Origin of the sequence: Streptomyces sp. RP5T (assembly GCF_003933965.1) — a bacterium.
In the GTDB taxonomy this organism is placed as follows: Bacteria; Actinomycetota; Actinomycetes; order Streptomycetales; family Streptomycetaceae; genus Streptomyces.
In genome coordinates this window covers 1-1,812 of the sequence record NZ_RSAJ01000988.1, presented here as the reverse complement: position 1 = coordinate 1,812, position 1,812 = coordinate 1, and the positions used below count along the sequence as shown (strand labels likewise).

At 71.7% G+C, this 1,812-nt stretch carries 2 protein-coding genes; one reads left to right on the top strand and one right to left on the bottom strand.

Annotated features, from left to right (window positions below; all coding sequences use genetic code 11):
• Positions 1–1,320, top strand: a 1,320-nt coding sequence (locus EHS43_RS43765) for a M1 family metallopeptidase (protein WP_148104315.1), incomplete at its 5' end; no start/stop codon positions are given.
• An 11-nt stretch (positions 1,321–1,331) separates the two neighbouring features.
• Here the strand turns inward: EHS43_RS43765 and EHS43_RS43760 are convergent.
• Positions 1,332–1,812, bottom strand: a 481-nt coding sequence (locus EHS43_RS43760; RefSeq protein ID WP_260470999.1) for a GNAT family N-acetyltransferase, incomplete at its 5' end; no start/stop codon positions are given.

The following is a 1,812-nucleotide window of genomic DNA, read 5'->3' as shown; positions in this document are numbered from 1 at the left end:
GTGCACGGCACCCCCGGCGCCCGGGGCCTGCGCGACCCGTACTTCCCGAAGATGGGCAACGGCGGCTACGACGTCACCCACTACGACCTCGACCTGGCCTACGACCCCGACGCCGGGAAGCTCTCCGGCACCGCGACCCTCACCGCCCGCGCCACCCAGGACCTGACCGCCTTCGACCTGGACCTCGACGGCCTGGACGTCGAGAAGGTCACCGTCGGCGCCCACCCGGCCCGCTGGAACCGCGCCGGCCAGGAGCTGACCGTACGCCCGCACGACGACCTCGACGAGGGCCGCGTCTTCCGCGTGACCGTCGTCTACTCGGGCACCCCGAAGACGATCACCGACCCGGACGGCTCGCAGGAGGGCTGGCTGCCCACCGAGGACGGTGCGGTGGCCCTCGGCGAACCGACCGGCTCGATGGCCTGGTTCCCCGGCAACCACCACCCCTCCGACAAGGCGTCCTACGACCTCACGGTCACCGTGCCCGAGAGCCTCCAGGCCGTCTCCAACGGCGAGCTGACGGCGAGCAGGACCGGGGGCGGCCGTACGACGTCCCATTGGCACACCGCCGAACCCATGGCGAGCTACCTCGCCACCCTCGCGATCGGCCACTACGACATCCACCGCACCACCACCGCCGACGGGCTGCCGATTTACACCGCCGTCGACCCGGCGGAAGCGGACGCGAGCCGGAAGGTGCTGGCGCGGATCCCGGCCGTCATGGCCTGGTCCGAGGACACCTTCGGCCCCTACCCCTTCTCCTCCACGGGCGCCGTCGTCGACCGCGAGGGGGACGTCGAGTACGCCCTGGAGACCCAGAACCGCCCCTTCTTCCCCGGCGCCCCCGACACCGAGACCCTCGTCCACGAACTCGCCCACCAGTGGTACGGCGACTCGGTCACCCCGAGGACGTGGCGGGACATGTGGCTCAACGAGGGCTTCGCGACCTACGCCGAGTGGCTGTGGGCGGAGGACCACGGCGGGGACAGCGCCCAGAAGACCTTCGACGACCTCTACTCACACGGCGAGGACGACTACGAGGACCTGTGGGACTTCCCGCCCGGCAAGCCGTCCGGCGCGGCGCACCTGTCGGACAGTCCCGTCTACCAGCGCGGCGCGATGGTCCTCCACAAGATCCGGCAGCAACTCGGCGACACCGTCTTCCGTGCCCTCCTGCGCGACTGGCCCACCACCCACCGCCACGGCACCGCGGACACCGAGGACTTCACGTCGTACGTCGAGGACCTCGCCCCCGACGAGGACTTCGGCGCGATCTGGGAGGAGTGGCTGTACGGGGAGGGGAAGCCGGACCAGCCGTGACCGGCGGGGGCCTAGTCCAGCGTCTTGCGCAACACCGAGCAGGGGCGCGCCAGTTGGCTGTCCGTCCGGTGATCGATGACCTCGTAGCCGAGGGCCGTCCAGAAGGCGAGGGCACGGTCGTTGCCGTCGAGGACGGCGAGGCGTACGGCGGTGCGGCCCCCTTCGCGGAAGCGGTCCTCGACGAGTCTCGCCAGCCGTTGCCCGTAGCCCTGGCGGTGCACGCCCGCGTCGATCATCAGCAGCCCGATCCACGGGTCCGGGTCGGCCGGGTCCGGGTGGTGGGCGAGCGTGATCGCCACCCCGACCAGCCGGCCCTCGCTGCGGGCCAGCAGGACCTCCGCGTCCGGGTGCGCGAGCTCCTCGGCCAGTGCGGCCGCCACCTGCTCCGGCCGGATGTCGTCCGGGTCCGGGAAGTCACCACTGAGCGCGAAGAACTCGTGGTTGGCGGCGTACAGGGTGGTGAGCTCGGTCAGGAGGGGGGCCGGGATGTCG